Source organism: Pelagibacterium luteolum, assembly GCF_900100665.1.
GTDB classification, from domain to species: Bacteria; Pseudomonadota; Alphaproteobacteria; order Rhizobiales; family Devosiaceae; genus Pelagibacterium; species Pelagibacterium luteolum.
In genome coordinates this window covers 737,532-752,643 of sequence record NZ_FNCS01000001.1, presented here as the reverse complement: position 1 = coordinate 752,643, position 15,112 = coordinate 737,532, and the positions used below count along the sequence as shown (strand labels likewise).

Here is a 15,112-nt window from a genome sequence, read left to right as displayed (position 1 = left end):
TGGCGGCGGCTATTGGCCGAACCTCACCGATTCCAGGTCTGCAGGATCGGTCGAGATCGGTTCGTCGCCCGCTTCCATGCCCTGTTTTTGCGCCATGAAGGCGATGATCGTGGAGACCTGTGCGTCCGAGAGACTGCCCGGTGCGTCGGCAGGCATCAGGTCCTGGATGTAGGCGTGCAAGTCGGCGACGGACCGGTCGAGCCAGGAGAAATTAGCTCCCGACAGCGCCGGGCCCGCAGAGCCCTCCAGCTCGGCCCCGTGGCAGGAAGCGCATGAGCGCGCATAATTTCCGCCACCACCAATCGCCTGAGGCGCTGTGAAAGTGATGGGGCTCAGTTCGGCGGCGTCGCCGTCCTCTTGAACGGCCTCGCTTTCCTGCTCAGCGTCCTGGGCCAGCGATGTTGCGATAGGCAGAGACACGAGACAAAACGCGGCAAGCGCCACCCCACCGAGGTTGCGGTAAATGGACATATCTACTCCTTTGGTCGAGGGCCGTCGGGGACGGATGGTTCTGTAACTGTCTTGCGCCGGGTCAGATTGGCCAAAAGCCTGCCCAACCCGCGGCTTATTGGCGGTATGCTCAGCACGATGGTCACGGCGACGATGAGGAACAGCACCAAGCTGATCGGGCGAGTAAAGAACGGCGTCCAATCACCGTTGGTCAGACCCAGGCCGCGCCGTAAATTGCTGTCGAGCAGGTCACCAAGCACGATCCCGAGCACCAAGGGCGCCATCGGATACCGCATCTCCCGCAGGAGAAAGCCAATTACGCCAAAGCCAAGCATCACATAGACGTCGAACATGCGCTGGGTGATCGCAAACGACCCCACCACGCAGAGCACCGCAATCACCGCCATAAGGCGATCCTGGGGGATCGAAACGATCTTGATGAACAGCTTGGTCAGCGTAAGACCGAACACCAGATTGGCCAGCGTCGCGAGCAACAGCATGCCCACGACCTGATAGAGGAACGGCGCGTTCTCGATCATCAGCATCGGTCCAGGACGGACCCCGTGGATATACATCGCTGCGATGAGGACCGCGGCTGCTGCAGAGCCCGGCAATGCGAGCGTGAGCGTGGGGATCATCGCGCCGGAAACGACCGCGTTGTTGCCAGTCTCAGCAGCAATCAAGCCTTCCTGGCTGCCCTTGCCAAACTCCTGGGGTTTTTTGGAAAAGCGCTTGGCTGCAGCATAGGACGACCATGCGCCCACATCTTCGCCAACGCCGGGGATAATGCCGACAAAGGTCCCGATGACGCCCGACCGGATGATCGTTTTCCAATATTGAAAAACTTCCTTCAATGTCGGCACTACGCGGTCTGTAACCGTTCTCGTCAGCAGGGTCGGCTGGCGCTTGATCTGAGACAGAATTTCAGCTAGCCCGAACGCACCCACCATGGCTGGTATGATGTCGATGCCGGCGCCAAGCTGGGGAATTCCGAAGGTGAAGCGCTGGTAGGCGTGCAGGCTTTCCATACCCACTGTCGCTGCAAGCAGGCCGAGAATGCCGGTGACGTATCCCTTGATCGGCGTATCGGAGCCACTGAGCTGGCCCGAAATCACAACACCGAATACGGCGAGCCAGAAAAACTCGTATGTCCCGAAATTCAGGGCAACTTCGGTCAAAAGCGGCGCGAGCAGAGCCAGAAAGAATATGCCGACCAAAGTGCCAAGCGTCGATGACGTGGTGGCGAGCCCCATGGCGAGACCCGCGCGCCCCTGCTGGGCCAGCGGATAGCCGTCAAGAGACGTCGCGGCGCTTGCCGGCGTGCCGGGGATATTGAGGAGGATGGCCGTGCGGCTCCCGCCAAAGATCGATCCCAGATAGACGCTCATCAGCGTCAGAATGGCCTGGGAGGTTTCCATTCCATAGGTGAGCGTCACCAAAAGGGCGACACCCATCGTCGCTGTCAGGCCGGGCAAAATGCCGATCGCAAGACCTAGAAGGGTCGCCCAGATGACGTTGAAAATGCCTTCGGGCGTCAGGAAGTGACCAATGCCCTGGCCCAGTAAAACGAGTCCGTCAAACATGGTTCACCTACGGAAGCCGAACGAGGAACAGTTCGGCGAAAAGATAATAGATGGCGCTTCCGGCGAGCGCCGCAGTCAGCGCGGCCCAGAGCAGGATACTCGTCCAGGAGGCTCGGGTTGGGGTCAGAACCCCTTCCATCATGACCACGAAGGCAAAGAGGAAAATCATGGAAGCGGCCCAAAAGGGCATCGATCCGACCAGCACCAGGGTGAACACGAGCACGAGGCCAAGCGCCGCCATGGATCGCGCGACCTCCAGGGTGCGGAACACCGCGAAGAAGCTTTCCCATTCGCCCGCGATGCCTTTTCGCGCCTTGACCGCCAACAGCCCGCCGAGAACGAAAAGCCCGGCGCCTAGCGCCATCGGTACGAGGCCGGGAATGGTCGTGGGGTGAATATTGCGCGCTTCCAGGCGGGGCATCGTATAGGAGAGGTAGAACACCACTGCCCCCAATACGACAAAGACCAAGCCTGTGATGAAGTCCGCCTTATCCCTGACGGACTGCTGCCCTGTATCGGAAGTCATATCCTGGCCTCTGGACTACAAAAATGTGCTGGAGAGCCTGCGCCCTCCAGCACATGGTCAACATTACTGCTGTGTGATTTCGCCAGCTTCGCAATCGACCCCGATCGTTGAAGGGTCGTTGACGGCATCTCCGCGCTCGACGGCGGCGCACGCTTGAGCAACGATTCCCGAGGCGATCATTTCGCGTGCTTCGTCGCCATATGCCGGGTCGAACAGCGCACCGGCCGTCATTGCGTAAGAGCGCAACGCTTCCGAATTGACGACATCCTCTGCCCAGATCGCATCGAGCGTCGCCACCACATCGTCAGGCACGCCCTGTGGGACGAGGATACCGAAATACTGGTAGGCAATATTGACGTCGGGCAGCCATTCGGTGACAGGCGGAATCGGGTCGACGCCTTCCATCTCAAGCGGCTGCTCGGAAATTACGGCCAATGGGCGCAACCTGCCCCCGCGAATGAGCTCGGCCTGCTCGCCGGCGAGCTGCGTTGTGACCATGGCTTCGCCCGATGCCGCAGCAACGGTCGCTGCCGCGCCGCCATCATAGGCAACCAGATTGTAGTCAAACCCGCCTGCCTCAGCGATGGTCGAGATTGCCGTGCCGCCCGCTGAACTGACGCCGGCGGTCGCAACAGTGACGTTGCCTCCCTCTTCCTCAAAGGCAGCAAGCAAGTCGCCGAAATCTTCGTAAGGGCTGTTGGCGGGAACGCTGACGACGGCAACGTTTGCGACGGTGACATAGACATGCCAATCATCGATCGAGGTGCCTTCGATCAGGCCGGTTACCGAATAGGTGGCCGCATCGGCAATAGCATTTCCCAAGAAGGTATAGCCGTCCGAATTACCGCCGAGCACCTCCTGAGTTCCTACCGCGCCCGACGCGCCAGGCTGGTTGACGACGACAACATCGGTCCCCAGCGCCTCGGCCAGAACCGGTGCCGTCACGCGGCTGACCTGATCGGTCGCGCCACCGGCGCCCCAGGGAACGATGATGTTGATCGGGCGATCCGGGGACCACTCCTGTGCATTGACGACGGCCGCCGAAAGGGCCACTGCGGAAACCGCCATCGTGGCAGCGAGTGTGCGGATTGAAAGCATGCTGTTCCTCCCATGCATTAGCATCGCCAAGAGCGCTACGCTCATCAGCTAGGATACTAGCATACACCCTATTTGGACCTCCGCAACCCCTGTGTTACCGTTTCGCTGGAAAAGGCGCCCTGCTGGGTAAAACCCCTGCATCAGGCGTGCTTTAGCAGTCAAGTGTGGTTGAATACCGGCCGCCGCTAACATACAACTTAAGTCTTATCTGGTATATCAGTCGCATGGACCGACGCTGGCATACCCGGGCTTTGAAAGAGGGGATCATGGCAAAAATCGCGCGAGAAACGCATTCGATCGGGGCGCTGTACGCAGAGGCGCTGCGTGACGTACGCCTCAACTACAGCCGCCCCATGGCATCCCAGATCTATGAGTCCATGCGCAAGGCCATTGTCCAGAACAGGCTGGCCCCGGGAACGCCGATCTTTGAAGCCAAATTTTCCGAGGTCATCGGCGTCAGCCGCACCCCTTTGCGCGCGGCGCTGCAACAACTGGCCAAGGAAGGGCTGGTGGAAACCCGCCCCCAGGTCGGCTCGATCGTCGCCCCCATCGACCGGCGGAAAATCGTTTCGGCGGTGTTCTGCCGCAGCGCGCTCGAAACCGCTGTCGTACGTCGGCTTGCCGATCTCAAGACCTTCGACGCCAAGCCGTTCAGGCGCATTCTGGCGCTACAGGAAGAATTCAGTGCCCGCGACGACTATATCGGCTTTTTTGACGTCGATGAGACATTCCACGCCTTGCTTGCGGAAACCGCGGGCGTTCCGGAAGCCTGGCAGTTGATCCTCTCGAGCAAGACGCATGTGGATCGCGCACGGCTCAGCCTGCAAAGCGCCATCCCCGGTCGCGCGGCGACGGCCTATGAGGAGCATCTGGGGATCCTCGAGGCAATCGAAGAGAGCGATCCCGATCTTGCCGCCAAGCGGATGGACAAGCATGTCCGTTCTGCGCTGGACATTATCTGACAACGAAAAATGGCCGCCCCGAAGAGCGGCCATCTCATTAGGTTGGAAAGAGCGTCGGGCCCCTTCGCAATCTCAGTTCGGCGCTTCGGCGCTGACCATGTAGTCGTAGCTCTCGCAAGCAACGGTCACCCCATCGGGATCGGGCTGATCGTTTTCGATAAAGAAGTATTCAGTGCCCGCGGTTTCGGCGTGCTCGAAGATCGCGGCGAAGTCGATATAGCCTTGGCCCACGGTCGCAAATGTTGGCGCTTCTTCGCCCGCATCATTGGTCACCATCATGGCGTCCTTGACGTGCAGCAGCGGGAAACGGCCGGGATGATCTTCGATCAGCGCGATGGCATCGCCGCCGCCGGTTTCTGACCAGTAAAGATCGAGTTCGAACGCGACGCTTTCGGGATCGGTCTCGGCCAAGAGCACATCCATGCCGGTGCGGCCATCGCCGAGGTCTTCGAACTCCCAACCGTGGTTGTGATAGGCCACGGTGATGCCGGCTTCCTGCAGCGGTCCGCCAGCCGTGTTGAGGATTTCCGCGAGCGCGAGATAGTCGTCCTCGGTTTGAGCCACACCCTCCTGAGGACGATTGCCGCTGATGCGCACATAGCTCGCACCGACTGCCTGTGCCGCCTCGATCACCTTATCCAGTCGATCCTGCAGATCACCGGCATTAACCCCGAGCGAGGGCACCGAAAAGCCGAACTCGTCGGCAAATTCTGAGATCTGGTTGACGTCGACGCCCTGGAAGCTCGGAACGTCGCCCTCGAGATCGGGGCCCGAGAATTCGATATTTTCGATGCCGCACGCTGCGACGGCCTCGATCGTGGCGCGCGGGTCTTCGCCAAGCTGGTCGCGGACGGTGAAACCGACAAGCCCGATACGGTCGACCGGAATGCCGAGATGGGACATTTCCGAAGACTGCGCGAAAGCGGGGGCGGAAGTGAGCGCCGCCATCATGGCGAGCGCGCCGGCTCCCGCCAGCAAAGTCGCACCAAACACTTTTGGTGAATTCATGTCATCCTCCTCAATCTGTGACATCTAGGATACTAGAGTACCAACTTGAGTGTTGCAACTGCCTTTCTCACCCTCATGCTGCCAGAATCTCATGAACCAGCCCTCGGTCGACATAGATGCGGAACCACGGCGCAAAGTCCTGGCACCGCGTTCTAATCGCTTCATTAAGGACCGCAACCGAAACGAGTTTCAGGTTGGCCACTTCGGGTGATCCCAAATTGTCGAGTTCGATATCCGGAGCTAGATCGCCACGAAAACAGTCGACCACCTCGTTTTCAAAGAGCGTGCCGATCGGGGCGTCGTAGGCAATGGAGCCGGCTAACCGCAGCGGCGTTTCCAATGAGAGTTCGCGCCGCAAAGTGCGTTTTGCGCAGGCCTTGCTGTCTTCGCCCCAGCGCGGGTGCGAGCACGCCGAGTTGGCCCATTGAAGAGGCGCATGATACTTCACACCGGCTCGTTGCTGCAGCAACAGCTGATCGCCCCGGAACAGGAAGATCGACACCGCCCTGTGCCGGATGCTCGCGCGATGAGCGTCGAGCTTGCCAATCGGGTAGGGCTCGCCTTGATCGTCGACCCCGGTGATCAATTCCTCAAGCGCATCATCAAAATATTCGCTGGCGGTCATCTCACGAGCCTATTCGATGATCAAGGAACCCTTACGTGTCGCCCCATCGGCGACCACGGGTTCGCGCCCGCCCCGCAGGATCGAATTGCCTTCGTGCAGCGCCGTCTGATCGATATCAATGCCATCGGTCCAGTCGTTTTCGCTCATCTGTCCCGATTGGCCGTAAGCGGTCAACGCGTTCAGATACGTGGCTTTTCTGATCGCATCTTCGGACACGCCTTCCTGCCGCGCAAGTTCGGCGGTCTTGGGCACGGCGAGCGGATCGGAAATCCCCCAATCGGTCGCCGAGTCGAGAATGATCCGGTCACCGCCATAGCGCTTGAGCAGTTCCACCATGCGCACATTGCCCATCTTGGTGGATGGATAGATCGAAAACGCTGCCCAGAACCCCCGATCAAGAACGTCGTCGACGGTCTCTTCGTTATTGTGATCGATCACGATCATCTTGGGATCGATACCGTGCTCGAGGCAAACCTCCATCGAACGGAGCGTACCCTTCTTTTTGTCCCGGTGCGGCGTGTGCACCATGATCGGCAGCTCAAGCTCTTTGGCGAGTTCAAGCTGGGCACGGAAATATTTGTCTTCAAGCGGGGTCTGCTCGTCATAGCCGATTTCCCCGATCGCCACGACGCCGTCCTTGAGTGCGAACTGGGTCAGGATCTCCATCACGCCCTCAGCCAGTTCTTCGTTATTGGCTTCCTTGGAATTGAGCCCAATGGTGCAATAGTGCCGGATGCCGAACTGGGACGCGCGGAACCGCTCGAACCCCACGATGTGGGAGAGATAGTCGACATAGCTGCCAATGAACGTCCGTGGCTGCCCGATCCAGAATGACGGCTCGATCAACGCAACGACACCGGCCGCCGCCATGGCCTGATAATCATCGGTCGTGCGGGAAATCATGTGGGCGTGCGCATCGATGAACATTGCGGTCTCCTGAAAAATGGTGGTGTCAGCCAGGAATGGCCGACCAGCCAAGGTGTCCGGCCGCGATCGCATCGCGTTCACCCGGCAATGTGTCCAAACGTGCTGCAGCCTTTGAGTCGGGGCTTTCGCTCAGAAACAAGGCGGCGACCTGTCGCGCGGTCGGATCAGCGCTTTGGGAGAGCGGCAAGATTTCGTTCAAAACCTCGCCCGTCGCGAAGGGCGCAATGCAGCGCCACACGTGATGATTGACGGCCCGACCGGCCGCACGGCGCTCATGGACATGATCGACCAGCGTCGCTGCCAGTGCGGCGTTCCGGCATTGGTCCAAACCCCAAATTGGCGGCAGGCTGGAGTCGACGAACAGCGCCTTGAGCACCATGTGGTTCCAGCGGTGTTCTGAAAACGCTTCGGCCGGGACAGGGTTATGATGGGCAATCGCCTCGAAGATTTCTCCGATCGAGGTCCGCAACCCTTCCCCCAATTGCCAGTCGAGATCGGCGTTATAGGGGAGAACCGGCGTGGCGCGATAAAGCCCGATCAGGCTGGCGAGATCGGCCGTCTGGCACAGGCGGCGAAATCTCGAACCAAACCCCTCGCGCTCCATTGCGAGCACCGTCAGGATGTAAGCACGCGCCACATCGGCAAGGGACCACTGATGCGGGCTCCAGCCCAAACGCACAGCATCGGCATCCGACAACTCGGTATCGGTCGGGGCCAGATCGGCCTTCCCGACCTTCCGGCCCGCAAGCGCAAGAGCACGTTCCAGGCGCGCGTCATCCATGTCGGCAACCTGGTTGGCCGCGGCCGTCAGCCAGTTCAACCGATCGGCATCGACCCGCCTTTCGAGCCAATCGAGCATCACGCTATCACAGCGATTGTCCACCCTGTCCAGCACGGCAATTGATCCTCCTCGTATTTGTATACTAGTATCGCACTGCATACATCAAGGGGAGAGTCGCGTGAGAGAGACACTGGTTTTGCTGGTCGTGGGGCTGACCCCGTCGCTGGTGGGCGAACACACGCCACACATCGCGGCCTTCGCCAAAAAGGGCGGTCAGCGTCCGCTTACGACGATAACCCCGGCCGTTACCTGCGCCGTCCAGGCTACGCTAATGACGGGCAGCTTGCCCTCTCGCCACGGCGCGGTCGCCAATGGCTGGTACTTCCGCGAAACCAGCGAAGTCGCGCTCTGGAAACAGCCCGAACGCCTTTTGGGCGGCGAAATGATCTGGGAGGCCGGTCGCAAGCGCGATCCCGAATTCACCTGCGCCAAGATGTTCTGGTGGTACAATATGTATTCGACCGCAGATTGGACCGCGACGCCGCGTCCCATGTATCCCGCCGACGGGCGCAAGGTGTCCGATCACTATACCAAGCCCGGCGCGCTGCGTGACGAGTTGAACGCGCAATTGGGCACCTTCCCGCTGTTCAACTATTGGGGTCCGACGGCGAGTCTGAAATCGACCGAATGGATCGTCGGCGCGACGGGCCATGTCACCCAAACCCGCAAACCGACACTGACCCTCGCCTATATCCCTCATCTCGACTACGACATCCAACGCTTCGGACCCGACCTTACCCACCCGCGCGTCCAGAGGTCCTTGCGCGATGTCGATGCCGCCATAGCGCCGCTGATCGAGAGTGCTGAGCGGGAAGGACGCGAGGTCATCATCGTTTCCGAATATGGCATCACGCCCGTGACCGACGCCATCCACATCAATCGTGCGCTGCGCGAGGCCGGGCTTATCGCATGGCGCGAGGAGATGGGGCGCGAGGTGATCGATCACGGCGAGTCACGTGCCTTCGCCGTCGCCGATCATCAGATCGCTCATATCTATGTCCGCGATCCTAACGATATTCCGATGGTCTCAGCACTGATCGCCGGTCTCGATGGCGTCGAGACCGTTCTGTCCGAAGACGGCAAGCGCGAGGCAGGGCTCGATCATCCGCGTTCGGGCGAACTTGTGGCCATCTCCCGCGCTGATCGCTGGTTCAGCTATTACTATTGGCTCGACGACGAAAAAGCCCCCGATTATGCGGCGACCGTCGATATCCACCGCAAGCCCGGCTACGACCCAGTCGAACTGTTCGTTGATCCGGCCATGAAGATGGCCAAGGCGCAGATCGCCTGGAAGATCGGCAAGCGCAAGCTGGGTTTTCGAGGATTGCTGGACGTCATATCGGTCAACCGAACCGATATCGTCAGGGGCTCGCACGGTCGTCCCACCGATCGAGACGAAGACGGCCCGCTGGTCATTTCCAGTCGTCCCGACCTCTTGCCCGATGGCCCGGTTCTGGCGACGCGGTTCAAGTCACTGGTGCTCGACCACGTCTTTAGATGACCGGCGCCCGCGTTACGTGCCGCGCACCCAGCGCTGCAGAAAAAGCGTCAATGGAAAGCAAAGGCATGCGACGACCGCCAGAACGGGCTGACCCATCTGTGCGATCAGCATGCCGTCGAGCAATGTTATCGCCGCGATCAGCAGCGGAATGACGCGGCCAAAGTCAGGCTTGGGCAGGGTAACCAACTTTACGGCTACCCCGTCGGCCACGATCAGTGCGATCACAAACGGCCAGACGACAGGATTATCCAGCGCGAGATAGATGCCCCAGATCGGCGCTGCCGCAAGCGCGAGAAAGGGCCAATATCTGCCAACGCCTGCGCTCTGCTCGGCTTTGGCGATGAACGTCAGTCCCATCACATGCGCCATGAGCAGACCCGCGCCAATATAAAGCGCCAAACCCGGCGCCGGCACCACCGCAAGTGCCGCCGTAAGATAGACGAGCAAACGGCACATGCCCATCAGGACGGGCCCGAAGGCGTTCTCCTTGTGGTGGCGATTGTAAACGACAATTGTCAGCGCAAGGACCAGGCCCGCCGTCCCCGCCGCCCACCCGGTCCCACCAGAAAAACCCGCAGCGACAAACAGCGCCAGACTTGCGCCTAAGAGCCCAAAGCCCCAGCCAAACACTTCTCCGCGTCCTGCCAATCCAGACGGTATCGGGCGATAGGGCTGAAGCCGCGCATCGTATTCGGCGTCAAAAGCGTCGTTTAAAAACATGCCTGCCACATAGGCGAGCGCCGCGCCGACGATCACCGGGAATACAGCGTCGTTCAGCATCCCTTGGCTAGCGAGGATGAAGCCGGCCATGGCGTTGGTCACGACCGTCGGCAGATTGGAAACGCGCCCGAGCTTCAGCGCGGTTGCGATCCTCATGTCGCAAGCTGCTCCAGAACCCAATTCAGCTCGCGCGAGATGGCCTCGGGCATGGGCTCACCACGATATTGCTCCGGCAGGACGTCCCAGGTGTATGTTTCGACCTCGAGGTGATCGGAAATTTTCTGCTCACGATGCAAGGCGAGAATGTCGCGCAGGAAGGCCTGCGTGGTGCCGAACGCGCCCATGGTGTCCAAAAACACCGGCACGTGAAAATGCACCCGCCATTCGCTGCCGATCTCGTTGTCGAGATCGTCGAGCGCCGATTTGAGGTCCAGCCATTTCGAGAGCCTGCCGCCACGCCGACCGACAACTTGATGGAGATAGGTCGGCTCATTGAACGGCGCCAAAAGGTTCGCCGTATCATGGTCCACAGCGCCGAACCTTAGGGCCGAACTGAGCTGCAGCTTATAAATGGCAATGCCATTTTCGCGCAGCTTGGCGATACTCTGAGCGGGGTCTTCGAACTCGATGGCTGCGTGACACACATCATAGCAAAGCCCGACATGATCGCGCAGGGCCTTGGCGCTTTGATCCGATGTCAGCGCCGTCCGCTCCGACAGCCGCGCAATGGCTCGGCCCGAATAGATCTCGTCGTTGAAAAAAGCGACGGCCTCATCGATCGTTTCGAGCATGCAGCAGGGCTCGGGTTCGAGAGCGAGGGTTATGCGCTTACCGCTTTTTTCTTTGATCGCAACAAGATGGGCGACGTGATCGATGATCGTGTCTCTGATCTCGTCGATACGGCCCTCCGCCCAGGGCGCAAAACTCCCGGGCACCGTGCTGATACTACCCTCCATGCCGTCGGGCAAAAGCGCGCACAAGATATCGGCCAGGGTGTTGGTATAGTTCAGCCGATCGGGGTCGGACCAGTCGGGGCTGTAGACGTTCTCCTTGACGCGCACGCCATGGAAATCCCCGTAGGGAAAGCCGTTGATTGTAAAGACATAAGCATTCTGCGCGGCGAGATAGGTTTTGAACTCATCGAGCGCCGAGCCGCTTGAGAGTTCTGTCGCCGCGGCAGCCGAAAGCCGCAGACCGATACCGAACGGCGCATCGCTGGACACCCGCTCCTGGATCGGAGGCACATTGCGGCGGATGGCGTCGAACGTTTCGCCCCAGCTCTCGCCCTTATGAATATTGGTGCAATAGGTCAGATGGACCGAACTCTGGGCAATTCTCATGACATGGCGGCTCGCTGCTTGAGGTTCGCAATCGCCTGCAGCATCAGAGGCTCGCTGATGTCATGGACCTCGAGCCCAGTGCCGAGCGCCGCAAGCAGGGTGATGGTCAACTCACCGCCCAAATGCTCCTGAAATTCCCGCAAACCCTGCATCAAGAGGCTGCCATCAGCCGCGTTGGCCTCCATCAAATCGTGCCACAGCGAAAAGCCCAGGCCCTTGAGGACAGTCCGAACCCTCGCGGCATCCTCTTCGCCAAGCAGCCCGACCAGCACCGAATATTCGGTGTCGAGCGCAATGCCGATGGCTACAGCCTCACCGTGCCGGACCGAAAATTCGCTGAGCATTTCCAGACGGTGGGCCGCCCAGTGTCCGAAATCGAGTGGGCGCGCTGTGCCGCGCTCGAACGGGTCTCCGCCTTGCCCGATCTGATGCATATGCAGTTCAGCGCAGCGCCGGATCATGTAGCGCATGGCGGTCGGATCGAAGCTGTGCAATGCCTCGACCGAGCTCTCGAGCCATTCGAAAAAGCGCCGGTCTCGGATCAGCGCGACCTTGATGGCTTCCGCTATCCCCGCGCGCTTCTCGCGCACCGGCAGGCTTTCGATAAAGTCATAGTCGTTGATGACCGCCGAGGGGGGCGCGAACGTGCCGAAATAATTCTTGGCACCGAAGAGGTTGACCCCATTCTTGACGCCCACGCCGGAGTCGTTCTGCGACAGAACGGTTGTCGGTATGCGGATGTGGCGAATGCCGCGATGCGCCGTCGCCGCGGCCAGCCCCACAGCATCCAGCACCGCGCCGCCGCCAATGGCGACAACATAGGAATGCCGGTCGATCCTGTGCTCGACCATCAGCCGCTGCATCTCAAGGATCGTCTCCAGCCCCTGCTTTATGCTCTCGCCTCCAGCGATGGCCACCGGCGCCGCCGCGAGTTCCAGGACGGCGCCATTTGCCCCGACGTGATCCACGATTTCTTCGAATAGGGTCGGGCGCGCCTCAAGCAGTCCGGCATCGACGAACACCAGCAGCCGGTGTCGTCCGAGGGGTTCCATTTGGCGGACGACTTCGGCAAGGACCCGACTGTTCGGGCAAAAGACTCCCGTGCAGAAGATGACCGGAAACTGATAGGAAACCGAAAAGCTCTGCTGGCTCACATGCAATTCAGAGCGGTCGACAGCCAGCTCTATGGACGCTGCGAGCACCAGCTCAGACTGTATCGCTGACATGGATCTTGATCTTTTGGCTGTGCGGGAATGGCTGCAAGCTCGTTGCATCGCGCGATTTGGTTCTAATGCGGGGCCGAGTTCGAAGAAGCAGTCCAGCTAGCCCCACATTGATCACGGTGGCGCAACATGACAGGGCAAGACCATGCCAATGGATGCCGCTCAGACCCTGTCCGAAGGCGATCACAGCGAAAAGAGTTGCGACCAGGCTTGCTGCGCAGGACGCCAAAACCACTTCGCGCTGTCGCGTATCTTTTGGATGCTGGACGCGCCAACGCCTTTGGTCAAACACACCGGGATCCTCCTCGAGTCCTAGTATGCTAGAATTCTTTGGCTTGTCAATTTGTCACTGATAGTGGCTCAGGGATCGGCCAAATGGCGCGTTGACGGAGTTCGATGAGCGCGCGGCGACTCTCGCTTCAGGCTGCTACGGCGTGGGCGGTCATGGCGCCTGTCATGATGGCCACAGCATCGGACATGGAATAGTCGCCCGGATTGATCAGTGCCGCGCGGCGTCCAAGCCGGTGGATGTGGATCCTGTCGGCCACTTCGAACACATGGGGCATGTTGTGGCTGATCAGGACAACCGGCAGGCCACGCTCGCGCAGTCCCAGGATGAGGTCGAGCACTTTGCGCGATTCCTTTACGCCCAGTGCCGCGGTGGGCTCGTCGAGGATGACGACACGGGAGCCGAACGCCGCGGCCCGCGCCACGGCGACGCCCTGCCTTTGGCCACCCGATAATGTCTCGACCGGTTGGCGGATGTTCTGAATGGTCATCAGGCCCAGTTCGCTCAATTTGTCCCGGGCCAGCTTGTCCATGGTCTTTTTGTCCAGCGTCCGGAACACCCGTCCCATAAAACCCTGTTTGCGGATTTCACGGCCCATGAACATGTTGTCGGCAATCGAAAGCGCCGGGGACAGCGCGAGGTTCTGATAGACCGTCTCGATGCCGGCGGCCCGCGCTGCCATGGGCGAGGAGAACATCACCCGCTCGCCATTGAGCAGCACCTCGCCCTCGTCCGGGATCATGGCGCCCGACAGCGACTTGATCAGCGTGGATTTCCCGGCGCCATTGTCGCCGATGACGGCGAGGATTTCGCCGGCCTTGAGCTCGAAATCCGCGGAATCGAGCGCTACGACGCGTCCGAAGCGTTTGACCAGCCCCTTGGCCTCAAGAATGAACTCACTCATGTGGAAACTCTCCTGATCCACTGGTCGAGGGCGACCGCCGCGATGATAAGGACGCCGATCATCAAATAGGTCCATTGTGGATCGGTGCCCATCAGCCGCAGGCCCAGGCCGAACACGCCGACGATCAGCGCGCCAAACAGCGCGCCCAAGATCGACCCGCGCCCGCCAAACAGCGATATGCCCCCAATCACCACGGCGGTAATGGATTCGATGTTGGTGAACTGGCCCGCGGTTGGTGACACCGATCCGATACGGCCGATCAACACCCAACCCGCAAGCGCGCAGATCAGGCCGCTCAGCACATAGACCGAAATCAGCGTGCGCTTCACCCGCACGCCGGCCAGCTGCGCAGCGTCGGCATCGTCGCCCACCGCATAGACGTGCCGCCCCCATGCCGTGTTGTTGAGCACATAGGTCAGAACCGCGACCAGGATGACCATGGCGATGACGCCGAACGTCAGCACCGCGCCGCCAAAGCGCAGGCTCTGGCCGAAGAACTGGAGCAGCGGCGCGTCGGCCTGAATGTCTTGCGACCGGATGGTTTCATTGCGCGAATAAAGGAAATTGGAGGCCAGAACGATCTGCCACATCCCCAAAGTCACGATGAAGGGCGGCAGTTTGACCACGGCCACCAGGACACCATTGATCAGCCCACACAGAGCGCCGACGGCAAACCCGCAGAGGATCGCAAGTTCAGGCGGGAAGCCATAGCGGAAGGTAAACTGCCCCATGACCACCGAACTGAGCACCATGATGGCGCCCACCGACAGATCGATCCCCTTGGTGAGGATGACAAGGGTTTGTGCCGCGGCGACCACGCCGACGATCGCCACCTGCTGCAAAATGAGCGTCAGGGAAAAAGGCGAAAAGAACCGGTCACCTAAAATGATGCCGAACCCGGCCACCGACAACGAAAGAATGAACAGCGGGATCAGGGCCGGATTGACGTGAAGCGCGTGCTGGATGGATTTGACGATCGTCCGTCGCTCCGGCGCAAACTGGGCGACATCGGCACTGCCGGCGCTCAGCCCGCCTTCATAGCCCTGGGTGGAAGACTCGGTCTTGCTCATCTGGCGATCCTCACTGGAGAGGGAAAGTGTCGGGCCGGGGCCATG

At 60.3% G+C, this 15,112-nt stretch carries 15 protein-coding genes; 2 read left to right on the top strand and 13 right to left on the bottom strand.

The window, feature by feature from the left end; genetic code table 11:
- Window positions 1–9: 9 nt before the first annotated feature.
- The 4 genes from BLR31_RS03640 to BLR31_RS03625 all read right to left on the bottom strand — a co-directional run bounded on the left by BLR31_RS03640 (window position 10) and on the right by BLR31_RS03625 (window position 3,657).
- The gene (locus tag BLR31_RS03640; RefSeq protein WP_090591648.1) at window positions 10–471 is read right to left on the bottom strand and encodes a c-type cytochrome; all 462 of its coding nucleotides are present in this window, start codon (window positions 469–471) and stop codon (window positions 10–12) included.
- A 2-nt stretch (window positions 472–473) separates the two neighbouring features.
- Window positions 474–2,033 (bottom strand): tripartite tricarboxylate transporter permease, encoded by a 1,560-nt coding sequence (locus BLR31_RS03635; RefSeq protein WP_090591643.1) that lies wholly within the window; start codon window positions 2,031–2,033, stop codon window positions 474–476.
- 7 nt (window positions 2,034–2,040) lie between these two features.
- The gene (locus BLR31_RS03630) at window positions 2,041–2,559 is read right to left on the bottom strand and encodes a tripartite tricarboxylate transporter TctB family protein (RefSeq protein ID WP_090591639.1); all 519 of its coding nucleotides are present in this window, start codon (window positions 2,557–2,559) and stop codon (window positions 2,041–2,043) included.
- Window positions 2,560–2,622: 63 nt separating this feature from the next.
- Window positions 2,623–3,657, bottom strand: a complete 1,035-nt coding sequence (locus BLR31_RS03625) for a tripartite tricarboxylate transporter substrate binding protein (protein WP_090591635.1) — start codon at window positions 3,655–3,657, stop codon at window positions 2,623–2,625.
- A 266-nt stretch (window positions 3,658–3,923) separates the two neighbouring features.
- Here BLR31_RS03625 and BLR31_RS03620 point away from each other — a divergent pair, with 266 nt between their 5' ends.
- Window positions 3,924–4,619: a GntR family transcriptional regulator gene (locus tag BLR31_RS03620; protein ID WP_090592144.1), complete on the top strand. Its 696-nt coding sequence runs from the start codon at window positions 3,924–3,926 to the stop codon at window positions 4,617–4,619.
- A 72-nt stretch (window positions 4,620–4,691) separates the two neighbouring features.
- Here the strand turns inward: BLR31_RS03620 and BLR31_RS03615 are convergent, their stop codons facing one another.
- The 4 genes from BLR31_RS03615 to BLR31_RS03600 all read right to left on the bottom strand — a co-directional run bounded on the left by BLR31_RS03615 (window position 4,692) and on the right by BLR31_RS03600 (window position 8,074).
- Window positions 4,692–5,627: a sugar phosphate isomerase/epimerase family protein gene (locus BLR31_RS03615; protein ID WP_090592140.1), complete on the bottom strand. Its 936-nt coding sequence runs from the start codon at window positions 5,625–5,627 to the stop codon at window positions 4,692–4,694.
- 73 nt (window positions 5,628–5,700) lie between these two features.
- Entirely contained in the window at window positions 5,701–6,252 is a 552-nt protein-coding gene (locus BLR31_RS03610; protein WP_090591632.1) for an NUDIX hydrolase, read from the bottom strand.
- A 9-nt stretch (window positions 6,253–6,261) separates the two neighbouring features.
- Complete coding sequence (locus BLR31_RS03605) at window positions 6,262–7,179, bottom strand: TatD family hydrolase (protein ID WP_090592136.1); 918 nt, start codon at window positions 7,177–7,179, stop codon at window positions 6,262–6,264.
- A gap of 25 nt (window positions 7,180–7,204) precedes the next feature.
- A complete protein-coding gene (locus BLR31_RS03600) occupies window positions 7,205–8,074 on the bottom strand; it encodes an EboA domain-containing protein (protein ID WP_143009300.1) in 870 nt (289 codons plus the stop codon).
- A 64-nt stretch (window positions 8,075–8,138) separates the two neighbouring features.
- Here BLR31_RS03600 and BLR31_RS03595 point away from each other — a divergent pair, with 64 nt between their 5' ends.
- Complete coding sequence (locus BLR31_RS03595; protein WP_090591624.1) at window positions 8,139–9,521, top strand: alkaline phosphatase family protein; 1,383 nt, start codon at window positions 8,139–8,141, stop codon at window positions 9,519–9,521.
- Window positions 9,522–9,533: 12 nt separating this feature from the next.
- Here BLR31_RS03595 and BLR31_RS21550 read toward each other — a convergent pair whose 3' ends face one another.
- From BLR31_RS21550 to BLR31_RS03570, 5 genes are all read right to left on the bottom strand, one after another.
- Complete coding sequence (locus tag BLR31_RS21550; RefSeq protein ID WP_176762490.1) at window positions 9,534–10,397, bottom strand: UbiA family prenyltransferase; 864 nt, start codon at window positions 10,395–10,397, stop codon at window positions 9,534–9,536.
- The gene (gene eboE, locus BLR31_RS03585) at window positions 10,394–11,581 is read right to left on the bottom strand and encodes a metabolite traffic protein EboE (protein WP_090591621.1); all 1,188 of its coding nucleotides are present in this window, start codon (window positions 11,579–11,581) and stop codon (window positions 10,394–10,396) included. Before eboE ends, BLR31_RS21550 begins: the two co-directional genes overlap by 4 nt.
- Window positions 11,578–12,807, bottom strand: coding sequence for a 3-dehydroquinate synthase (locus BLR31_RS03580; RefSeq protein ID WP_090591618.1), 1,230 nt, complete (start codon window positions 12,805–12,807; stop codon window positions 11,578–11,580). The genes eboE and BLR31_RS03580 overlap by 4 nt, the downstream gene beginning before the upstream one ends.
- A gap of 416 nt (window positions 12,808–13,223) precedes the next feature.
- Window positions 13,224–13,997, bottom strand: coding sequence for an ATP-binding cassette domain-containing protein (locus BLR31_RS03575; RefSeq protein WP_090591615.1), 774 nt, complete (start codon window positions 13,995–13,997; stop codon window positions 13,224–13,226).
- Window positions 13,994–15,067, bottom strand: coding sequence for an ABC transporter permease (locus tag BLR31_RS03570; protein WP_090591611.1), 1,074 nt, complete (start codon window positions 15,065–15,067; stop codon window positions 13,994–13,996). Before BLR31_RS03570 ends, BLR31_RS03575 begins: the two co-directional genes overlap by 4 nt.
- Between the last annotated feature and the right edge of the window lie 45 nt (window positions 15,068–15,112).

Coding starts and splice junctions, on each gene's coding strand:
- BLR31_RS03640 (WP_090591648.1), bottom strand. CDS start 471: ATGTCCATTTACCGCAACCTCGGTGGGGTGGCGCTTGCCGCGTTTTGT.
- BLR31_RS03635 (WP_090591643.1), bottom strand. CDS start 2,033: ATGTTTGACGGACTCGTTTTACTGGGCCAGGGCATTGGTCACTTCCTG.
- BLR31_RS03630 (WP_090591639.1), bottom strand. CDS start 2,559: ATGACTTCCGATACAGGGCAGCAGTCCGTCAGGGATAAGGCGGACTTC.
- BLR31_RS03625 (WP_090591635.1), bottom strand. CDS start 3,657: ATGCTTTCAATCCGCACACTCGCTGCCACGATGGCGGTTTCCGCAGTG.
- BLR31_RS03620 (WP_090592144.1), top strand. CDS start 3,924: ATGGCAAAAATCGCGCGAGAAACGCATTCGATCGGGGCGCTGTACGCA.
- BLR31_RS03615 (WP_090592140.1), bottom strand. CDS start 5,627: ATGAATTCACCAAAAGTGTTTGGTGCGACTTTGCTGGCGGGAGCCGGC.
- BLR31_RS03610 (WP_090591632.1), bottom strand. CDS start 6,252: ATGACCGCCAGCGAATATTTTGATGATGCGCTTGAGGAATTGATCACC.
- BLR31_RS03605 (WP_090592136.1), bottom strand. CDS start 7,179: ATGTTCATCGATGCGCACGCCCACATGATTTCCCGCACGACCGATGAT.
- BLR31_RS21550 (WP_176762490.1), bottom strand. CDS start 10,397: ATGAGGATCGCAACCGCGCTGAAGCTCGGGCGCGTTTCCAATCTGCCG.
- eboE (WP_090591621.1), bottom strand. CDS start 11,581: ATGAGAATTGCCCAGAGTTCGGTCCATCTGACCTATTGCACCAATATT.
- BLR31_RS03580 (WP_090591618.1), bottom strand. CDS start 12,807: ATGTCAGCGATACAGTCTGAGCTGGTGCTCGCAGCGTCCATAGAGCTG.
- BLR31_RS03575 (WP_090591615.1), bottom strand. CDS start 13,997: ATGAGTGAGTTCATTCTTGAGGCCAAGGGGCTGGTCAAACGCTTCGGA.
- BLR31_RS03570 (WP_090591611.1), bottom strand. CDS start 15,067: ATGAGCAAGACCGAGTCTTCCACCCAGGGCTATGAAGGCGGGCTGAGC.